We start from the raw sequence: 17,465 nt of genomic DNA, 5'->3' as shown, positions 1-17,465 counted from the left end.
TGCCGACCGTCGTGATCCGGCCGGCCGGCCCGGCGAGGGGGGTGCGGCCGTGACCGTCGACCTCCTCGCCGCGCCCCGCCCCACCACCGCCCCGGCCGCGACCGGCCCCGCCGGCCCCCGCCGGGTGCTGCTGGCGCCGATCACCATCACCCCGTCCAAGCCACTGACCCCCAGTCACCTCAAGGGACTGCTCTGGACGGACGTGATGTACCGGGCCACCCGCCCGCTCGCGGAGGTGCACTACCGCTACAGCCACACCACCTACCACCCCACCGAACAGACCCTGGGCTTCTGGGAGTTCCTCGACCGGACGCAGGGCGACACCGACTACCAGGACCTCACCGAACAGCAGATCGGCGACCACTACGTGGCGTTCCGCGCCGCCGGTGAGCGGGCCTCCGCCCGGGCCCTCCGGCCGTACGCCGACGCGGTGGACCAGGGCTGGGTGCACCCCGCCAGTGCGCGCATCCTCGACCTGTGGGCCGGGCAGTACCGGGCGCTCGGCCTGTACGACCCCGGCCTGCGCGCCCACCAGCCGCCCGGCCACGGGCTGGAGGAGATGCTGGCCGGGTTGACCGCCCGGGGCCTGTGCCTGGACCACCGGCGGCTGGACGGCCCGGTACACCTCGACCTGACCCGGCACGGGCTCCCGCTGCGGCAGATCGTCACCGCCGACGGGCGGCCCAACTACCTCGCCTGCGCGCTGCGCGAACTCGTGCCGCTGGCCGCCGAGTTCGACGAGATCGTGCTGCTCTACGACCCGGAGCTGGACCCGGACTACCAGCTGCTGGAGCGGGTGCTGTCCGACCTCGGGCCGACCGTCCGGCGGGTGCCGGTCGGCCGGGTCCCGATCGACGGCTCGATCCGCTCGGCCCGGCACGGCGGCTGGGGTCACCAGCACGCCGGCCCGCTGCTCGCCGCCGCGCTGGCGGAGCACGACGGGCCCACCGTCCGGCTCGGCATGCGGCTCTACTTCATCGCCGTGCTCGGGCCGGGGCAGGGGCAGTCCTTCCGCCCCGAGCTGCTCCGCCAGTGTCTGACCCGGGCCGGGCGGCTGCTGTCCAGCGGTGGGTTCGGCGCCGAGGCCGACCCGGCGGCGCTGGCCGGGCTGCTCGGCCGGCACCGTCGCGACCACACCTACATCGACCCGTACCGGCTGACCAGCTCGCTGCTCGGCAAGCGCGCCGCCGCGCCCAGCCGGGAGCTGCTCACGGAGGTGTTCGTGTGAGCCCGTTGCAGGAGCAGTTGCTCGACCGGGCGGGCCTGCGGGTCCGGACCGCCCGGCCCGAGCTGGCCGAGGACTTCGACCTCGGCACCCTGGCCGGTCTGCTGGACGCCCAGCGGTCCGTCGCCGCAGCGACCGGCGAGACCCTGGTGGTGGCGGTGATCCGCCACCTCGAACTGGCCGAATGGACCCGCGCCACCTGCGAGTTCGCCTTCGGCATCGACCCCGCCGACGGTGCCCGCTGGCGTCGTTCGTTCACCCGCACCCTCTTCCTCGCGGGCAACCCCGCCAACCTAGGCGAGCGCTTCCGGTTCGCCCACGTGACCCCCGGCGCCACCGCCGCCTGGACCGCTCCGGCGCCCGGCCCGAGCGTCGGCACGCTCCGCCGTCTGCTCAAGCTGTTCGACGCCCCGGCCGCCCTGCCGGCCCGCCCCGACACCCTGATCAAGCTCCCGGGCGCCCCGACCGGCCGGCACCGCGACCTGTACCTGGCCACCGAGGGCTGCACGCTGGCCGAGGCCCTGGTGCACCTCAACCACGTGCTGGTCGAAGCCGTCCTGGACGGGCTGCTCGCCCCGGGCGACCGCCTGACACTGCGCCAGGTACCGCGCCTGCTCGGCCTGACCGCCCCGTTCGCCGCCCTCCGGGTGGTCACCGACCCGCACCACCCCGACCGCCTCAAGGCCGCCGCCGGCCTCACCGAGGAGGCGAGCCCCAGGACGTCCGGGGCTCGCTCGGACCGCGGTACGGCAGGGTCCGGCTGAGCACCAGGTTGGTGGTGGTGCTGCCGAACTGGGCCAGCGCGTCCACGAGCTCCTCCAGGTGGGACATCGAGGTGGCCGCCACCTTCAGGACGTAGCAGTCGTCGCCGGTGGTGCGCAGGCACTCCAGGATCTCCGGGCGCTCGCCGAGCAGCCGGCGCAGCGGCTCGTGCCGGGTGCCCGGGTACTTCAGCCGGATCACCGCGAGCACCGGGTGCCCGGTCCGCTCCAGGTCGACCTCCGCCCGGTAACCGGTGATCACCCGGGCCGCCTCCAGCCGGCGGACCCGCTCGGTGGTGGCCGACGGGCTCAGGTTCACCCGCCGGGCCAGCTCGGTGAAGGCGATCCGGCCGTCCTGCTGCACTTCCGTCAGGATCGCCCAGTCGGTCGCGTCGAGACTCTCGGTCATCCGGTCAGATTACCGGTGAATCCACGGTCGGACCGCCGCTGAACAGGGCGGAATCCCTTCTGGCCACCGACCCGTGCTGGCTAGGCTCGACGCTGTGAAGATCGGCGTGAACGTCCCCAATTTCGGCCCGGGCACCGACCCGGGCATGCTGCGCGACTGGGCCCGTACGGTGGAGGGCCTGGGCTTCGACCTGCTGATGGTGTCGGACCACGTCGCCGTCACCCCCGACGTCGCCGAGCGCTATCCGGCCCCCTTCTACGAGCCGTTCACCACGCTCTCCTGGCTGGCCGGCCTCACCACCCGGATCCGGCTCGGCACCACGGTGCTCATCGCGCCGTACCGGCACCCGCTGCTCACCGCCCGGATGGCGGCCAACCTGGACGCGTTCAGCGACGGGCGGCTGGTGCTCGGGGTGGGAGTCGGCTGGGCCCGGCAGGAGTTCGCCGCGCTGGGCGTCCCGTTCGAGCGGCGCGGCCGCCTGACGGACGATCACCTGCGGGAGCTCCGGGCCGCCTGGGCCGACACCGCCGCCTACGGGGAGCGGCGGATCCCGCTCTGGGTCGGCGGCAACAGCGACGCGGGGCTGCGCCGGGCCGTCCGGCTCGGGGACGCCTGGCACCCGCTCCGCTGCACCCTGCCGTGGCTGAGCGAGGCGGCCGTCCGGCTGCGGACGACGGCTGAGGCGGAGCACCGGCCGGTGCCCGCCTTCGCACCCCGGATCGCGCTGCGGCTCACCCCGGCACCCGTCACCGGGCCGGAGCGGCTCGCGGGCGAGGGCACCGTCGAGCAGGTCATGGCCGACCTCGACCGGCTGCGCCTGCTCGGCGCCGAGACCGTCGTCCTCGACCCCTACCCCGGCGACCCGCACGCGACCCGCCACCCGCAGCCGGCCTGGCAGGCCCTGGCCACGGTGGCCGCCCACACCTCTGAAGACCGGAGCTCCCGATGACCACTGACGACCACACCCTGCTCCGCCGGGCCATCGCCCTCGCGGCCGAGGCCCGCGAGGGCGGTGACCCGCCGTTCGGGTCACTGCTGGCGGCCCCGGACGGCACCGTGCTGGCCGAGGCGCGCAACACCACCCGCACCGACCGCGACATCACCGCCCACCCGGAGCTCAAACTGGCCCGGTGGGCCGCGCGCGAGCTGGACCCGGCCACGGCGGCGGAGACCACCATGTACACCAGCTGCGAGCCGTGCGGGATGTGCGGGGCCGTCATCCAGCAGGCCGGACTACGGCGGGTGGTGTTCGCCCTGTCCGGCGCCCAGCTCCTCGACATCAGGCCCGGCAGCGGCCGCCCGCCCGTCCAGCAGGACGGCCCCGCCCTGCTGGACGAGGTCCGGGCCGTGGTCGAGGGCTACTACCGCTGACCGGACCGCGCCCCCGGGCTCAGGGGGCGATCGGCAGCTGACGCTTGTGCTCGGTGAGGCGGTACCGCCGGACGATGACCCCGGCGGCCGCCTCGTCGACCGGCCTGCCCTCCAGGAAGTCGTCGATGTCGTCGTACGTCACGCCGAGCGCCTCCTCGTCCGGGCGGCCCGGGTTCAGGGTCTCCAGGTCGGCGGTCGGGACCTTCCGGACCAGCGTGGCAGGCGCGCCGAGCACGTCCGCCACGGCCCGCACCCGACGCTTGGTCAGACCGGTGAGCGGCACCACGTCGGCCGCGCCGTCGCCGAACTTGGTGAAGAAGCCGGAGACCGCCTCGGCGGCGTGGTCGGTGCCGACCACCAGGCCGTCCCGGGCGCCCGCCACCACGTACTGCGCCACCATCCGCTGCCTGGCCTTGATGTTGCCGTGCACGAAGTCCTGGTGGTGCGCGTCCCGGAACACCACGCCACCGGCCAGGGCGGCGTCCAGCGCGGCGTCGCAGGCCGGCTTCACGTCGACGGTGAGGACCTGGTCGGGCCGGATGAACTCCAGCGCCAGCTGGGCGTCCTGCTCGTCGGCCTGGGCGCCGTACGGCAGCCGCATCGCGTAGAAGGTCGCCTCCTGGCCGGCCGCCCGGACCCGCTCGACGGCCAGCTGGCACAGCCGGCCCGCCGTGGTGGAGTCGACGCCGCCGCTGATGCCCAGCACCAGCGACCGCAGCCCGGAGGAGGTCAACTGCCCGGCCAGGAAGGCCACCCGGCGCTCGATCTCCTGCTGCGCGTCGAAGGACTCGCTCACCTGGAGATCCCGGGCGATCTCCTGCTGCAGGGAAGTGGACGCCAGGTCGGTCACGGTAGCTCCTCGGTCGGGCCCGCACGGGCGGGGTCGGCACGCGCCGCCGGGCCGGGGCCCCACGCGTGCACAGGGGGGACGGAAGCACTCTAGAGGAAGCCCGCACCGCGCCCGACGACGCCACCTCCCCGGCCCGCACCACCGACCTGCGCCGACGCCGCCACCACCCCCCGGGGAAGTCGGTTGCCCGGGCCCGGCGGGGTCCGTACGGTCGGGCCATGCCGACCGACCTCCCCACCCCTGCCCCTGTCCCGGCCGCCCCGCTGCGCGAGCGACTGCGGGCCGCGCTCCCGGCGGCGATGAAGGCCCGCGACAAGGTGGCGACCAGCGCGCTCCGGTCGGCCCTCGCCGCGATCGAGAACGCCGAGGCGGTCGACGTCCCGGCCGGCGCGAGCGGGTCGTCGTTGGCGATCGAGCGGATCGCGGTCGGCCTGGGCGCCGCCGAGGCCGAGCGCCGGGTGCTGACGGAGGCTCGGATCGAGCAGATCGTCCGGGCCGAGATCGCCGACCGCGAGGCCGCCGCCGCCGGGTACGACCGCACCGGCCCGGCCGAACGGGCCGCGCTGCTGCGCGCCGAGGCCGCCGTGCTGTCGGCGCAGGTCGGCTGGGACCGCGCCGGGCCCGGGGTTTGACGATCACTCGGCCCTTCCTCCACCCTTTCACTATTCCAATAGTGAAAGGGTACTACTGCCGTGCGCCCAGCATCACTTCTCCGCCGCCCGACCGCGCTGGCCTGGACGCTGGCGGCGGCCTTCGCCACTGCCTACAGCTGCGTCGCCGTCAACCGCCACCGCCGTGGCCTCACCCAGGCGTACGACCTGGGCATCTTCGAGCAGGCCGTCCGCGCGTACGCCCACGGCCAGGCTCCCGTCGTGCCGCTCAAGGGGCCCGGCTACCACCTGCTCGGTGACCACTTCCACCCGTTGCTCGCGGTGCTCGCCCCGGCCTACCGGGAGTTCCCGACCCCCGTCACCCTGCTGGTCGCCCAGGCACTGCTGATGGCCCTCGCCGTCGTCCCGCTGGGCGCACCGGGTCGGCGGCGGGCGGGCCGCGCTGGTGATCGGGTGCGGGGTCGGGGCGTCCTGGGGCATCGTCAACGCGGCCGCCGACGACTTCCACGAAATAGCCTTCGCCGTCCCGCTGTTGGCCTTCGCGGCGACCGCCCTCGGCCAGGGCCGCCGGGCGGCCGCGCTGCTCTGGACGCTGCCACTGGTGCTGGTCAAGGAGGATCTCGGGCTGACCGTGGCGGCCGTCGGGGCACTGGTGGCGGTCCAGGCCCGCCGGGCCGGCCGCAGTGCCCGGCCGGGGATCGCGGTCGCCGTCGGCGGGGTGGTCGCCGTGCTGCTGACCGTGCTGGTGGTGCTGCCGGCCTTCAACCCGCAGGGCGGCTTCGACTACTGGCACCAGCTCTCGGACGCCGGCCGGGACCGGCCGCTCTGGTCGACCGCGCTGCACCTCGGCTGGCCGCCGGTGAAGTGGCTGCTGCTCCTCCTGCTCGCGGCCACCGCCGGGTTCCTCGGCCTGCGGTCGCCGCTCGCACTGCTCTGCCTGCCCACCCTCGGCTGGCGGCTGGCCTCGGCCAACTCCCACTACTGGGGTGTCAGTTACCACTACAGCGCGGTCCTGATGCCGCTGCTGGCCGCCGCCCTGGTGGACGCCCTGCGCCGGGCCGGACCGCAGCGCACCCGACGTGCCCTCACGGTCAGCGCCCTGGTCACCGCCGTCACCCTGCCGCTCTATCCGCTGCACGAGGTCGTGATGCCCGAGACCTGGCGCACCTCGCCCCGGCTGGTGGCGATCCGCTCGGTCCTGGACCGGATACCGGACGGCGCCCGGGTGTCCGCCTCGAACCGGCTGGCGGCGCAGCTGACCGCCCGGGCCACGGTGACCCTGGTCTGCCGGGACGACGACCCGGCGCCGGACTGGGTGGTGGCCGACCTGACCGACCCGAGCGTCAAGGCCCCGTGCGCGATCACCGACACCACCCGGATGCTCGCCACGTACGAACAGCGCGGCTACCACCGGCTGGTGGACCGGGACGGGCTGGTCCTGCTGCACCGGGGCTGACCCCCTCCCTCTCCGACTTGACCACGGCGGACCGGTCCGCCACTATTCCACTACTTCACTAGTGAAAGGCTGATGGCGCTTGATCGAGTACCGCATCGAGCGACGCAGCGGCGTCTCCACCTACCAGCAGATCGTCCAGCAGACCAAACAGGCCCTCCGCCTGGGCCAGCTGCAGCCGGGGGACAAGCTGCCGACCGCCCGCGAGGTGGTCGAGCTGACCGCGATCAATCCGAACACCGTGCTCAAGGCCTACCGCGAGCTGGAACGCGAAGGGCTGGTAGAGCCCCGGCCGGGGCTCGGCACCTTCGTCCGGCGCTCGCTGGCCCGGCCGGAGGCGGCGGCCGACGGACCGCTGCGCGCCGGGCTGGTCGGCTGGGTGGACGAGGCCAGGGCCGCCGGCCTGGAGCGCGAGGACATCGCCGCGCTGATGACCTCCGTACTGGAGCAACGGTTCGACACCGGGGTGACCCCGGCAGCAGTACCGAACGACGACAACGGGAGGACCGGGTGAACCACCCGACGGACAGTCAGTCGGCCCACGGGGGCCTGGCCCTGGCGGCAGTGGGCCTGGGCCTGCGCCGCCGGGACGGTTGGGCCCTGCGGAACTGCGACTTCGAGCTCCCCGTCGGACGGGTCTGCGGAGTGGTGGGGCCGAACGGCGCGGGCAAGAGCACCCTGCTCGCGCTCGGCGCCCGCCTGCTCACCCCCACCGAGGGCGAGCTGCGGGTGCTGGGCGAGGCCGGGGACACGCCGGAACTCCGCCCCCGGATCGGCTTCGTGGCCCAGGACCGGCCGCTCTACCCGGGCTTCACGGTCGCCGAGACCCTGCGGCTGGGCCGTGAGCTCAATCCCCGCTGGGACCAGGACCTCGCCCAACGGATCGTCGACCAGGGCGAGTTGCGCGGCAAGGCGCGGATCGGCTCGCTCTCCGGCGGCCAGCGCACCCGGGTCGCGCTCGCCCTTGCGCTCGGCAAACGGCCCGAACTCCTGTTGCTGGACGAGCCGATGGCCGATCTCGACCCGCTCGCCCGGCACCAGCTGATGGGCGCCCTGATGGCGGCGGCGGCCGAGCACGGCACCACCGTGGTGCTCTCCTCGCACGTGCTGGCCGAGCTGGACGGGGTGATCGACCACCTGCTGCTGGTCCGGTCGGGGCGGGTCGTGCTGGCGGGCGACCCGGACGAGCTCCTGGACGACCACCGGCTGCTGACCGGCGGCGGCGACCTGGCCCAACTGGCGGGCCACACCGTGGTGGAGAGCCGCTCCACCGGCCGCCGGACCACCGCCCTGGTCCGCACCGGCGCCCCCGTCACCGACGCCTGGGAGAGCGACCGGCCGAGCCTGGAGGACCTGCTGCTCGGCTATCTGCGCTCCCCCTCCACCGACGCCGACACCACCACGCACAGCAAGGCCGCCGCATGAGCACAACTGTCCTCGACGGAACCGGCACCGGAACCGGCCGCACCCGATCCACCTGGCGCCCGACCGGCCCGGTCTGGCTGGCCTGGCGGCAGAGCAGGCCGGCGGTCCTCGCCCTGACGGTCGGTCTGCTGCTCCTGACGGTCCTGCTGCTCACCGTGCACCTGGCCGTCACCGACCCGGCGGACACCCTGCGCTCGGCGAACTGCACCCTCGCCGGGTCCTGGAACGGGACCAACTGCTACACCGCGGCCCACCGGATGGAGATCTTCGCCGCCCTGTACCTCGACGTGTTCCAGCCGGTCGTCACCTTCCTGCCCGTGCTGATCGGGATGCTGCTCGGCGCCCCCCTGCTCGCCCAGGAGTTCGAGCGCGGCACGCACCGCCTGGTCTGGGCCCAGTCGGTCACCCCGACCCGCTGGCTGGTCGCCCGGATCGCCGTGCCGATGGCGGCCGTCGCGCTGACCAGCAGCGTGCTGGCGGTCCTGTCCAGCTGGGTGTGGCGGACCGACATGCTCCACTCGCCGCAGGTGTTCGACCCGCCGTTCCAGGGGTTCACCTACCCGGTGCTGGGCCTGATGCCGGTCAGCTGGTCGCTGTTCGGCTTCGCCCTGGGCGTGGCGATCGGCCTCTGGCGCCGCCGGACCGTATCCGCCATCCTGCTCACCGGCCTGCTCGGCCTGGTCGCCATGGGGGTGATGCGACTGCTCCGACCGACGCTGTACCCGGTGCTGAGCGGTGTCCAGCCGATCGACCGCATCGGCAACCAGTTCATGCAACCCGCCAACGCCTGGCTGGTCGAGCACGGCCGGGTGCTCCCGGACGGCAGCAAGGTGAGCTTCTTCTGCCACGACACCGCCGACTGCGAGAGCGTGGTGGGCTGGTGGGGCCAGTACCACCCCGTCTCGCACCTGGTGCCGATCCAGCTGGTCGAGGCCGCCATCCTGCTGCTGCTCACCGCCGCACTGGTCACCTGGACCGTCCGTCGGATCGGACGGCCCGTCAGCTGACCCGCGGGCACTCCGGGCGAACCGGCCGCCGTCCCGACCGGGGCGGCGGCCGCGCCTCGTCCGGGGGACGTCAGGCGAGCTCGGCCAGCCCGGCCACCCGGTCGTACGAGGGCACCTCACCCCGGACCGGCCGGCCGGACCGGATGTCCTCCAGTGCCCCGAGGGCCGCGCCCAGCGCCGCCCGGTACAGCAGCGACCCCAGGCTGACCCGGCTCACGCCCAGGTCGGCGAGCTGCGGCAGGGTCGGGCCGGTCGGCGAGTGGAGCACGTTCAGCGGAACGTCGAGCCGCGCCAGCACCGCCGCGATCTCCGCCGGGTCGGTCAGCCCCGGCACGAACACACCGTCCGCACCGGCCTGTTGGTAGGCGTCCAGCCGGAGTGCGGTCTCGGCCTGCCGCCCGCCCAGCCAGTGGGTGTCGGTCCTGGCGTTGACGAACAGCCCCGGCACCGCGGCCCTCACCGCCGCGATCTTGGCCGCGTGCAGGCCGACGGGGGCGAGCGTGCCGTCCGCCCGGCCGTCCTCCAGGTTGATGCCCACCGCTCCGGCGGCGGCCAGCTCCCGGGCCAACTCCGCCACCTCGTCCGGGTCCTCGCTGAAACCGCCCTCGACGTCCACCGACAGCAGGAACGCCCCACCGCCCAGCCGACGGGTCAGCCGCAGCGTCTCGGCCCGGGTCGCCCCGGCGCCGTCCGGGAGCCCGCTCGCCGCCGCCACCCCGAGGCTGGTGGTACCGATCGCGGGGAAGCCCTGCGCCGCGAACAGCGCCGCCGAGGCGTGGTCCCAGGCGTTCGGCAGCAGCAGCGGTGCCCCCGCCCGGTGCAGCGCGGCGAACGCGCTCGGCGGCTCGACCGCCCGGTCCGGGGCCAGGATGCCGGCGGCCAGCGCGAGCGCGTGCTCCCGGCCGGGGCAGCGCCGGGGCTCGCTGCCGAAGGTGAGGGCGGGCGGCCCCGACCGGAGCGGGTCGAACCGGTCCGGCTCGGCGAAGACCTCGGGGTCGCGGTTGGCGGCGGCCAGATCGAGCAGCACCAGGTCGCCCTCGGCGATCGGCACCCCGGCCACCTCGGTCGGCCGGGCCGCCACCCGCCGCATCACCCGGACCGCCGGGTCGTACCGCAGCGTCTCGGTCAGCCGCGCCCGCACCGCCGAACCGGCCGGTGCCGTCCGGGCGTTGTCGACCAGCGTGCCGGTCGCCTCGAAGGCTTGCAGCAGCAGGCCGATCCGCTGGGCGGCCGCCTCCTGGTCCGCGCCGCCGACCCGGGGCAGCAGCCAGGCCACCGCCGCGTCGGCGGCCGGGTCGGTGCCGCCGAAGTACGTCCCCGCCGCTGCGCCGACCGCCGCCGCCACGGCGTCCGGCTCGGCCAAACCCAGCACCTCCGCCAGCGCCCGGACCGCGCGCACCCGGGCGTCGCCGTCCAGCCCGGCGGCGGCCGAGCGCCGCAGCTCCGCCGGGTCCAGCCGCGCCAACTCGGCCTCCACCAGCGCCCGTCGGCGGGCGTGCTCGGGGCCGCTGCCGAACCTGGCCACCGTCGCGCGCAGCCAGGCCATGGTGCCGACCGGGCCCGGTTCGGCGGGCAGCGGGACCAGGTGCGGATCGGCCAGCGCGGCCCGGACGTCGGTGTACCGGTCGAAGCGGTGCTCGGTGGTGTTCATGGCTCGCAGGCTAGGCCCGGGACACTTCGGCCGCCGCCGAACCGTGCCCGGGGCATGATGGGGGCATGTCGCTCGCCGAGACCGCCGCCCTGCTCGCGGACCGCACCCGGGCCGCCTTCTGCCTCGCCCTGTTCGACGGGCGGGCCTGGACCGCCGGGGAGCTGGCCCGGCACGCGGGCGTCTCCGCCTCGACCGCGAGCGAGCAGCTGTCCCGCCTGATCGCCGGCGGCCTGCTGGTCGAGGAGCGCCAGGGCCGCCACCGGTACGTCCGGCTGTCCGGCCCGGCGGCCGCCCAACTGATCGAGAATCTGGCCGCCTTCAGCCCCGACGCCGCCGCGCCGGCCACCCTGCGCGAGTCCACCCGGCGCGGCGCCGAGGCCCGGGCCCGTACCTGCTACGACCACCTCGCCGGGCAACTCGGCGTGCGGGTCGCGGCCGCCGCCCTGGCCCGCGGCCTGGTCACCGAGGAGGCCGGGCTCGCGCTGACCGACCCGGGCCGCCGCTGGTTCGCCGAGCTGGGCGTCGACCTCTCGGCCCCGCGCGGCTCCCGCCCGCTGCTGCGCACCTGCCTGGACTGGACCGAACGCCGCCACCACCTGGCGGGTGCGGCGGGCGCCGCCCTCTGTACCAGCGCCCTGGACCGCCGCTGGGTCGAACGGATCGGCTCCGGCCGCGCGTTGACGGTCACCCCGGCCGGCCGGACGGCCTTCCGGGACGCGCTCGGCCTCGACCTGACCGTCGACTAGGGCAGGCGGTCCAGGATGATGCCGAAGTGCGTCCGGTACGCGGCCGGCGTGCCGGCCTCGCCGAGCTCCTGCTCGGTCCGCGAGCCGTCGGCGGCGGTCCGGATCAGGCGGGTACCGCTGATCGTGATCCGGCCGTCCGCCGTCAGCCGTGAGCAGGTGGCCGCCCGCCGGAAGTGCGAGTCCGGCGAGGTGGCCTGCCACCAGCAGGTCGGCACGAAGTCGGCCAGTTCGTAAGCTCGTTGGTCCAGCCGGTACTGCGGGTCACCGTCCTGCCGCACGTCGAGCTCGTCACCGCGCGGCACCAGCGTGAACACCCCGCCGGGATCGGCCTGCTCGCCGCGTTCGTCCCACCGCAACGGCAGCTCGCTGAACCGGCCGAAGCCCACGTCCACCAGCCACGCCTCGCCGTCCGCCACCACCCGCAGCGCCATGTGGTCGAACGGTGGGCCGACCCGCTCCTTCCCGAACACCCGGGCCGCCAGCAGGGTGACCCGGAAGCCGAGAGCTCGCAGCAACTCCGCGAAGGCGCCGTTGAGTTCGTAGCAGAACCCGCCCCGCTGCCGCCCGACGATCTTCTCCACCAGCGCCCCGGGCTCCAGCACGATCGGCTCCCCCAGCCGCACACTGAGGTTCTCGAACGGGACGGCACCCAGGTGCGCCCGCTGGAGCGCGGCCAACGCCTCCCGGTCCGGGCGTTCGGGTCGCGGCAGGCCGATCCGGGCCAGGTAGCCCGCCACCTGCTCGTCGGTCAGGGCACCGGGTGCTGAGACATGATCCACACCGGCCATTCCACCCGAATCCGCCCCGCCGGGCAAGAACCGGTCGGGCGGACCACGCCCGCCGTCCCGGGGGAAGCGGGACGGCGGGCGCGCGGCGGAGCCGGGTCAGGCGGTGATGATGCCCGGGTCGGAGAGCCCTGCGACCCCGGTCTCGACGTGCCCCGCCAGTCGGCGGACGAAGTCGGCCGTGCCGGCGGCGGTGACCGTGACGTCGTACCAGTTGCGGCAGCCGCTCAGGTTCACCGGGACGGCGACGGTGGCGCCCTTGCGGACCGTGAAGGTCTGCGGGGTGCCGCCGTAGGCGTTGCTGACGGTGAGCCGGACGTCGGCGGTGGCGGCGTTGGTGAGGGTCAGGTCGAGGTTGCCGGTGGCCGCGTTGTGGCGGGCCGTCACCTCGGGGCCCGCCGTCCTGCCGGGGTTGCGGAACCGGCGGAGGAAGCCGTTCGGGCCGTGCACCGTCAGGTCGGTGACGCCACCGGAGTACTGGGTGTTCCAGGTGTCGGCGATCGACTTGCCCGCCTCGGTGGTGTAACTCCACGGCGCGTCGGTCCGGTTGGCCGAGGTGACGTAGAAGTTGGCGCCGGCCGCCGCCCCGCCGCTGAAGGTCAGCCGGTACTTGCCGCCGCTGGTGTCCGCCGAACCGTCCACGTACGGCGCGTACTTGAGCGGTCGGGTCGGCCTGCTGCCCGGCTCCTGCTTCGGCATCGTGCCGACCGCCGGGGCCGGGGCCTTGAAGTCGGGGTGCCGGTCACGGTCGGGCGGGTAGTACCCGGCGGTGGACGGCAGCGCGACCGGGGCGGCCGAGGTGCGGGTGAAGTCGAAGGCCGCCGTCAGGTCACCGCAGACCGCCCGCCGCCACGGCGAGATGTTCGGCTCGGTCACCCCGAAGCGCCGCTCGATGAACCGGATCACCGAGGTGTGGTCGAAGGTCTCCGAGCAGCTGTACCCACCGGTGCTCCAGGGCGAGACGACCAGCATCGGCACCCGGGGCCCGAGCCCGTACGGACCGGCCACGTAGCCGGTCTTGCCGCCGAAGTGGTCCAGCGCGGTGGAGACGGTGGACAGGCCCTGGCTGCTGCCGGACGGCGCGTACGGCGGCACCACGTGGTCGAAGAAGCCGTCGTTCTCGTCGTAGGTGATGAACAGCGCGGTCTTCGCCCAGACGTCCGGGTCGGAGGTCAGCGCGTCCAGCACCTGCGCGATGTACCAGGCGCCGTAGTTGGACGGCCAGTTGGCGTGCTCGGAGAACGCCTCCGGCGCGGCTATCCAGGACACCTTGGGCAGTCGTCCGCCCTGCACGTCCGCACGCAGCCGGTCGAAGTACCCCTCGCCCGCCTTGGCGTCCGTACCCGTCCGGGCCTTGTCGAACAGCGGGTTGCCCGGCTGGGCGTTGCGGTAACTGTTGAAGTACAGCAGCGAGTTGTCGCCGTAGTTGCCCCGGTAGGCGTCGTTGATCCAGCCCCAGGAGCCGGCCGCGTTCAGACCGTCGCCGATGTCCTGGTAGATCTTCCAGGAGACCCCGGCCGCCTCCAGCCGCTCCGGGTAGGTGGTCCAGCCGTACCCGGCCTCGGCGTTGTTGAGCACCGGGCCGCCGCCCTTGCCGTCGTTCCCGGTGTGGCCCGACCAGAGGTAGTAGCGGTTCGGGTCGGTCGAGCCGATGAACGAGCAGTGGTACGCGTCGCAGACCGTGAAGGAGTCGGCCAGCGCGTAGTGGAACGGGATGTCGTCCCGGGTCAGGTACGCCATCGTGGTGGCGGTCTTCGCGGGCACCCACTGGTCGTACTTGCCCTTGTTGAACGCCTGTTGGCCGCCCGCCCAGTCGTGGTTCAGGCCCTGCAGGAACTCCATGCCGAGGTCGTCGCCCGGCGGCCGGAACGGCAGGGTGACCTTGCCGCCGCTCGCCTGGTTCCAGACCGACTTGCCGCTCGGCAGGGTGACCGGGCGGGGGTCGCCGAAGCCGCGGACGCCCTTCATCGCACCGAAGTAGTGGTCGAAGGAGCGGTTCTCCTGCATCAGCACGACGATGTGCTCGACGTCCTGGATGGTGCCGGTGCTGCCCTGGGCCGGGATGGCGGCGGCCCGGGCGATGCTCTCGGAGAGCAGGGTGAGCGCGGACGCGCCACCCGCCAGCTGGAGGAAACGGCGACGGTTGAGTTCAGCCATGGGTGAGTTGACCTCTGCGGGTGAGGGGCGGGCAGTGGGCGACCCCAGGGAAGCGTGTGCGGGGTACGTCCCGGCGGACTTGTCATGTCTGCCCGCAGTACACCGGCCGAACGCCTCACCTCGCGCCCGGCACCCGCCCCGCCGTCAACTCCAGCGGTAGCGGCGGCGCAACGCGTCGACCACCAGGTCGAACCTGGCCCGGTCGAGCGCGCACGCCTCCCGGCGCATGCCCCGGTCGTGCACCCGCATCACCCGGTCCAACGCCACCCAGGAGTCGCGCCCCGAGCGGTCCCAGGGGCCCGCGCCGATCGGCACCCAGTCCGCGTCCCGGTCGTGCCCCTTGCTGGAGAGCATCACCGCGAGCAGCGTGCCGCCCGGCTCCCTGGCCACCACCAGCACCGGGCGGTCCTTGCCCCGGCCGTCCCGCTCCTCGTAGGGCACCCAGGTCCAGACGATCTCGCCGGGATCGGGGTCGCCGTCGTGGTCCGGCGCGTACTCGGTGCGCACCCGACCCACCTGGTGGGCCTCGACCTCCACGGTCGCGGAGGCGCCGGAGCGGCCCGGGGTCTGCTGGTCCTGCTCGGTCAACTCGGCCATACCGGAAGGCTAGTGAGCCCGACCCGAGCGGATCAAGCCGTGCGGGTCACCCGATCGGGGCCGACCGCACGGCAAAAACGGATTGGGCACGGCGGCGGGCAGCTGATACCGTCCGGGCAGCCGAGAAGCCGCAACCAGGAGGTGAGACCCGTGTTCGCAGTAACCCATGGGTGCTCCCCCATTTCTTCGCGGTTGGGCGACTGACACAGGTGTCGCCGGGAGTGCCTGAGCACACAGCACTCCCGAGAGGCAGACAGCCATGAACACCACACACCCCTCCCCCGGCCCGACCGGGCACCCCGTGACGGTCCTCCAGGTCGACGAACACCAGTGGCACGCCGTGCGGGACGACCGGGTGGTCGGCCGGGGCGACGCCTGGCGTCGGCCCGACGGGCGCACCTTCGTCAGCGTCGACGCCTGGGACGGCCCGGTCTTCGACCGGCTCGCCGAGACCCTGGCGGACCGGCTGCCGACCCCGCTGTACACCCTGGCCGACCAGAACGATCCCGACTCGCAGGCCGCTTGGCAGCGGGTCGGCTTCACCACCCACCGCCGCGAGTGGCAGTACACCGTGCCCACCGACCCGGGCGTCACGGGGCTCGACGCCCTGCGGCCGCCGCCGGGCGTGACCGTCCTGCCGGCCGGTCGGGCGGTGGCGGACCCGCTCCGCGCGCTGGACCGGGCGATCCGCGCCGAGGTCGGGGCCGGGGTCGGTTGGCAGACGATGCCGGCCGAGGTCATCCCGCTCCCGGACGGGGTCACCGTACCGGATCCCTCGAAGTACGCGGTGGCCGTGCAGGACGGCCGGTACGTGGGCATGCTCCGGCTGGCACCGGTTCCCCGGCAGCCCCGGATCGGCCTGCTCGCCGTCCTGGCCGACCGGCAGCGGCAGGGCGTCGCACGGGCCCTGCTGGCCGACACGCTGGACGCCCTGCACCGCGCCGGGGTCGCCGCGGCGACCGCCGAGGTCAGCGAGTCCAACCACGCCGCCCGGCAGCTCTTCGAGGGGATCGGCGCCCGCCTGACCAGCACCAACCTGGAACTCGTCCGCCGCTGACGACCCAGCAGCTCAGTACACGTCCGAACACATCCGAACGAAGTCGAAGTCGAGGAGAACACATGCCCAGAGTTTCCAAGGGGATCGAGATCGACGGCACCGTCGTCGAGTGCCTGCGCAACGCCACCTTCAAGGTGGAGCTCCAGAACGGGCACCACGTGCTCGCCCACATCAGCGGGAAGATCCGCCGGCACCACATCAAGATCCTGCCGTACGACAAGGTGCTGGTGGAGCTCAGCCCGTACGACCTGACCCGGGGCCGGATCATGTTCCGCCACCGCTAGGAACCACAGCCCACCGCCGGGTCAGTCCGCGACCCAGCCCCGGCGGTGGGCCTGCCAGCCGAGCTGGATCCGGGTGTCGGCGCGGGCCAGCGCCATCAGCCGGCTGATCCGGCGCTGGACGGTGCGCAGGCCCAGGCCGAGCTGTTTGGCCACGGCCTGGTCGGTCGCCCCGATCAGCAGCAACGACAGGACGCGGCGGTCGAGTTCGTCCGGGCCGCCGCCCGGCGCGGACTCGACCAGCAGGGCGCCGTTCTGGTCCCGGCCGAGCGGGTGGGCCCACTCCCAGGTCTGCTCGAACAGCGTCACCATCAGCTGGACCAGGGCGGGGGCCCGCACCGAGAGCACCACCGGCTCGGCGCCGTCCCTGGCCTCGGAGAGCGGCACCAGGGCCCGGGCCCGGTCGGCCACGATCAGCTTGCCCGGCACCCGGTCCACCACCCGGACCTGCTGGTCCCGGTCCAGCGCCTCGAACAGCGCCGTCACCGACTCCGGGGTGTCCAGGGCCGGCCGCTCCAGCACCACCCGGTAGGCGACGCCCCGGGTGACCGCGTCCGTCTCGGCCCCGGTGGCGTCCGCCCTGACCACCTGGTGCCGACCGGTCACCAGGGCCAGCAGCTCGGTGGTGGCGCCCAGTTGGAGCTGGGCCACCCGGTGGCCGACCGCCGCGTGGCCGGTCACCACCTCGACCAGGTCCCGGTGGCTCTGGTCGGCGGCGGCCACCCGGTACGCCTCGGCCAGCGAGGCGGCGGACAGCTCCGCCTCGCGCAGCGCGTGCCGCTGGCCGGTGAGCAGCGCCTCCAGCGCCACCGACGGCGGCGCGGCCGCGTACCGGGCCGAGCCGTCCGCCTCCGGGGCGATCAGCCCCCGGGTCTGCAGCAGCACCAGCGCCAGCTCCGCCTCGGTCACCCCGGTTCCGCACCGGACCGCCAACTCCTCGGCGGTGGCCGGGCCGTGCACCACCAGCCGGCTGTAGAGCCGCTCGGCCCGCTCGTCCAGCCCTATCGCGGCCAGCATCGACCTGCCCCTCCCCATGACCCGGCGTCAGCCGGCGCTTCTTGGCGGGTACCTGCCCAGGC

General features: G+C 74.3%; 18 protein-coding genes and 1 pseudogene. 12 read left to right on the top strand and 7 right to left on the bottom strand.

What is annotated here, in order from left to right; translation table 11 throughout:
• Positions 1–49 precede the first annotated feature (49 nt).
• A complete protein-coding gene (locus OHV05_RS31380) occupies positions 50–1,228 on the top strand; it encodes a hypothetical protein (protein ID WP_405020688.1) in 1,179 nt (392 codons plus the stop codon).
• Positions 1,225–1,989 (top strand): DUF6182 family protein, encoded by a 765-nt coding sequence (locus tag OHV05_RS31375; RefSeq protein ID WP_405020687.1) that lies wholly within the window; start codon positions 1,225–1,227, stop codon positions 1,987–1,989. The genes OHV05_RS31380 and OHV05_RS31375 overlap by 4 nt, the downstream gene beginning before the upstream one ends.
• On the opposite strand, the gene OHV05_RS31370 is transcribed toward OHV05_RS31375, so the two are convergent.
• Positions 1,922–2,395 (bottom strand): Lrp/AsnC family transcriptional regulator, encoded by a 474-nt coding sequence (locus OHV05_RS31370; RefSeq protein ID WP_405020686.1) that lies wholly within the window; start codon positions 2,393–2,395, stop codon positions 1,922–1,924. The genes OHV05_RS31375 and OHV05_RS31370 overlap by 68 nt on opposite strands.
• A gap of 94 nt (positions 2,396–2,489) precedes the next feature.
• On the opposite strand from OHV05_RS31370, the gene OHV05_RS31365 reads away from it, so the two are divergent.
• Positions 2,490–3,344 carry an LLM class flavin-dependent oxidoreductase gene (locus OHV05_RS31365; protein ID WP_405020685.1) on the top strand — a complete coding sequence of 285 codons (855 nt, stop codon included), beginning with the start codon at positions 2,490–2,492 and terminating at the stop codon, positions 3,342–3,344.
• On the top strand, positions 3,341–3,766 hold the full coding sequence (locus tag OHV05_RS31360; RefSeq protein WP_405020684.1) for a nucleoside deaminase: 426 nt from the start codon (positions 3,341–3,343) through the stop codon (positions 3,764–3,766). The genes OHV05_RS31365 and OHV05_RS31360 overlap by 4 nt, the downstream gene beginning before the upstream one ends.
• Positions 3,767–3,785: 19 nt before the next feature.
• Here OHV05_RS31360 and nadE read toward each other — a convergent pair whose 3' ends face one another.
• The gene (gene nadE, locus OHV05_RS31355; protein ID WP_405020683.1) at positions 3,786–4,616 is read right to left on the bottom strand and encodes an ammonia-dependent NAD(+) synthetase; all 831 of its coding nucleotides are present in this window, start codon (positions 4,614–4,616) and stop codon (positions 3,786–3,788) included.
• Positions 4,617–4,834: 218 nt separating this feature from the next.
• Between nadE and OHV05_RS31350 the strand changes: the two genes are divergently transcribed.
• The 5 genes and pseudogenes from OHV05_RS31350 (at position 4,835) to OHV05_RS31330 (ending at position 9,112) form a co-directional block, all read left to right on the top strand.
• Positions 4,835–5,248 carry a hypothetical protein gene (locus tag OHV05_RS31350; RefSeq protein ID WP_405020682.1) on the top strand — a complete coding sequence of 138 codons (414 nt, stop codon included), beginning with the start codon at positions 4,835–4,837 and terminating at the stop codon, positions 5,246–5,248.
• 60 nt (positions 5,249–5,308) lie between these two features.
• Positions 5,309–6,683 (top strand): annotated as a pseudogene (locus tag OHV05_RS31345) (DUF2079 domain-containing protein).
• Between the two features lie 79 nt (positions 6,684–6,762).
• Positions 6,763–7,194, top strand: coding sequence for a GntR family transcriptional regulator (locus OHV05_RS31340; protein ID WP_405020681.1), 432 nt, complete (start codon positions 6,763–6,765; stop codon positions 7,192–7,194).
• The gene (locus OHV05_RS31335) at positions 7,191–8,105 is read left to right on the top strand and encodes an ABC transporter ATP-binding protein (RefSeq protein ID WP_405020680.1); all 915 of its coding nucleotides are present in this window, start codon (positions 7,191–7,193) and stop codon (positions 8,103–8,105) included. The genes OHV05_RS31340 and OHV05_RS31335 overlap by 4 nt, the downstream gene beginning before the upstream one ends.
• Positions 8,102–9,112, top strand: coding sequence for a hypothetical protein (locus OHV05_RS31330; RefSeq protein ID WP_405020679.1), 1,011 nt, complete (start codon positions 8,102–8,104; stop codon positions 9,110–9,112). Before OHV05_RS31335 ends, OHV05_RS31330 begins: the two co-directional genes overlap by 4 nt.
• 70 nt (positions 9,113–9,182) lie before the next feature.
• Here OHV05_RS31330 and OHV05_RS31325 read toward each other — a convergent pair whose 3' ends face one another.
• A complete protein-coding gene (locus OHV05_RS31325) occupies positions 9,183–10,763 on the bottom strand; it encodes a cytochrome P450 (protein WP_405020678.1) in 1,581 nt (526 codons plus the stop codon).
• Positions 10,764–10,828: 65 nt separating this feature from the next.
• On the opposite strand from OHV05_RS31325, the gene OHV05_RS31320 reads away from it, so the two are divergent.
• Entirely contained in the window at positions 10,829–11,509 is a 681-nt protein-coding gene (locus tag OHV05_RS31320; RefSeq protein ID WP_405020677.1) for an ArsR/SmtB family transcription factor, read from the top strand.
• Here OHV05_RS31320 and OHV05_RS31315 read toward each other — a convergent pair.
• The 3 genes from OHV05_RS31315 to OHV05_RS31305 form a co-directional block, all read right to left on the bottom strand.
• The gene (locus tag OHV05_RS31315; protein WP_405020676.1) at positions 11,506–12,297 is read right to left on the bottom strand and encodes an arylamine N-acetyltransferase; all 792 of its coding nucleotides are present in this window, start codon (positions 12,295–12,297) and stop codon (positions 11,506–11,508) included. The two genes, OHV05_RS31320 and OHV05_RS31315, sit on opposite strands and share 4 nt — an antisense overlap.
• Positions 12,298–12,393: 96 nt before the next feature.
• A complete protein-coding gene (locus OHV05_RS31310; RefSeq protein WP_405020675.1) occupies positions 12,394–14,451 on the bottom strand; it encodes a phosphocholine-specific phospholipase C in 2,058 nt (685 codons plus the stop codon).
• Between the two features lie 144 nt (positions 14,452–14,595).
• Positions 14,596–15,048 (bottom strand): type II toxin-antitoxin system PemK/MazF family toxin, encoded by a 453-nt coding sequence (locus tag OHV05_RS31305; RefSeq protein ID WP_403030993.1) that lies wholly within the window; start codon positions 15,046–15,048, stop codon positions 14,596–14,598.
• A gap of 259 nt (positions 15,049–15,307) precedes the next feature.
• Between OHV05_RS31305 and OHV05_RS31300 the strand changes: the two genes are divergently transcribed.
• Positions 15,308–16,105 (top strand): GNAT family N-acetyltransferase, encoded by a 798-nt coding sequence (locus tag OHV05_RS31300; RefSeq protein ID WP_405020674.1) that lies wholly within the window; start codon positions 15,308–15,310, stop codon positions 16,103–16,105.
• 62 nt (positions 16,106–16,167) lie between these two features.
• Positions 16,168–16,389, top strand: a complete 222-nt coding sequence (gene infA / locus OHV05_RS31295) for a translation initiation factor IF-1 (RefSeq protein ID WP_405020673.1) — start codon at positions 16,168–16,170, stop codon at positions 16,387–16,389.
• Between the two features lie 21 nt (positions 16,390–16,410).
• Here infA and OHV05_RS31290 read toward each other — a convergent pair whose 3' ends face one another.
• Complete coding sequence (locus OHV05_RS31290) at positions 16,411–17,403, bottom strand: helix-turn-helix transcriptional regulator (protein ID WP_405020672.1); 993 nt, start codon at positions 17,401–17,403, stop codon at positions 16,411–16,413.
• Positions 17,404–17,465 lie beyond the last annotated feature (62 nt).

Origin of the sequence: Kitasatospora sp. NBC_00070 (genome assembly GCF_045041205.1) — a bacterium.
GTDB lineage: Bacteria > Actinomycetota > Actinomycetes > Streptomycetales > Streptomycetaceae > Kitasatospora.
The sequence above is the reverse complement of the archived record's forward strand: the minus strand, read 5'-3'. Positions and strand labels throughout refer to the sequence as shown.

Coding starts and splice junctions, on each gene's coding strand:
- OHV05_RS31370 (WP_405020686.1), bottom strand. CDS start 2,395: ATGACCGAGAGTCTCGACGCGACCGACTGGGCGATCCTGACGGAAGTG.
- OHV05_RS31360 (WP_405020684.1), top strand. CDS start 3,341: ATGACCACTGACGACCACACCCTGCTCCGCCGGGCCATCGCCCTCGCG.
- OHV05_RS31350 (WP_405020682.1), top strand. CDS start 4,835: ATGCCGACCGACCTCCCCACCCCTGCCCCTGTCCCGGCCGCCCCGCTG.
- OHV05_RS31330 (WP_405020679.1), top strand. CDS start 8,102: ATGAGCACAACTGTCCTCGACGGAACCGGCACCGGAACCGGCCGCACC.
- OHV05_RS31325 (WP_405020678.1), bottom strand. CDS start 10,763: ATGAACACCACCGAGCACCGCTTCGACCGGTACACCGACGTCCGGGCC.
- OHV05_RS31320 (WP_405020677.1), top strand. CDS start 10,829: ATGTCGCTCGCCGAGACCGCCGCCCTGCTCGCGGACCGCACCCGGGCC.
- OHV05_RS31315 (WP_405020676.1), bottom strand. CDS start 12,297: ATGGCCGGTGTGGATCATGTCTCAGCACCCGGTGCCCTGACCGACGAG.
- OHV05_RS31310 (WP_405020675.1), bottom strand. CDS start 14,451: ATGGCTGAACTCAACCGTCGCCGTTTCCTCCAGCTGGCGGGTGGCGCG.
- OHV05_RS31305 (WP_403030993.1), bottom strand. CDS start 15,048: ATGGCCGAGTTGACCGAGCAGGACCAGCAGACCCCGGGCCGCTCCGGC.
- OHV05_RS31300 (WP_405020674.1), top strand. CDS start 15,308: ATGAACACCACACACCCCTCCCCCGGCCCGACCGGGCACCCCGTGACG.
- infA (WP_405020673.1), top strand. CDS start 16,168: ATGCCCAGAGTTTCCAAGGGGATCGAGATCGACGGCACCGTCGTCGAG.
- OHV05_RS31290 (WP_405020672.1), bottom strand. CDS start 17,403: ATGCTGGCCGCGATAGGGCTGGACGAGCGGGCCGAGCGGCTCTACAGC.